Source organism: Protofrankia sp. CiP1_Cm_nod1 (genome assembly GCF_920888515.1).
In the GTDB taxonomy this organism is placed as follows: Bacteria; Actinomycetota; Actinomycetes; order Frankiales; family Frankiaceae; genus Protofrankia.
In genome coordinates, this window is the sequence record NZ_CAKKTM010000444.1 from 28496 (window position 1) to 29439 (window position 944).

The window sequence follows — 944 nt, forward strand, 5'->3', positions numbered from 1 at the left end:
CCCTGGGCGGCATCTGTGCCCTGGGTGACGGCTACATCCTGAGTGATGTCTGTGCCCGAGGTAGCCGGTGTAGTCGGTGCAGCCATGGTCGCTGTTGCTCCTGATCCGTCGGTCGCCGGGCCGGAGGCACCGACACGCCCCGGATCGGGCTCGGGTGGGTGCCTCCGCCGGCTCACCCGACTGATCCGGCTGGGCCGACTGATCCGGCTGGGCCGGTCGGCTTGCCCGCTCACAAGCCGCTCACAAGGGGGTCTCCGCAAATCCCGGGGCGTAAGGCCGGAGAGCAGCGATCAGATCAGCCCACAGGCCGGTGACCTGGAGAAGTCCGACCACGACGAGCAGCACACCACCGGCGAAAGTAAGCGCTCGGGCACGCCTGCGGACCACAGCCAGAGCACCGGCCGCCCGCCGGAAGGCCAGGCCCACGACAAGAAACGGCACCCCGAGACCAAAGCAGTAGGCGGCGGAGAGGAACGCACCCCGGCCAGCGGTCGCGCTCTGTATCGCAAGCGCCAGCACCGCCGTCAGAGTGGGCCCGAGACACGGCGTCCAACCGATCCCGAACAGGACACCGAGGACGGGTGCCCCAACCAGGCCGGGCGCGGGCAGCCGATGGATGCGCCACTGGCGGTTGGCCAGTGGGACCCGAGCGAATACCCCTGCGAACGCCAGCCCCATGACGATGGTCACCGCGCCGAGGATCTGGCTGACACCGACCTGGTGCAGGGTCAGCCAGCTGCCCAGCCCGCCGAAGGCCGCACCGTAGCTGACGAAAACCGCGGTGAAGCCGACGACGAACAGCACGGTGCCGAGCGTGACTCGCCCCAGCAGCCGCCGCCGAGCCCGGCTGGTCGTATCAGTGCCGCCATCGACGTTGATCCCGGTACCAGGGCCACGACCGTTGCCGCCCATATCAGCGCCAGCGTTGATGCCCGCGCCGCTGC

The 944-nt window shown here is 69.7% G+C and carries 1 protein-coding gene; it reads right to left on the reverse strand.

Annotated features, from left to right (window positions below):
- Positions 1-240 precede the first annotated feature (240 nt).
- Positions 241-944: cytochrome c biogenesis protein CcdA (locus NBX02_RS20275; RefSeq protein ID WP_250292576.1), on the reverse strand; the 704-nt coding region annotated here is incomplete at its 5' end.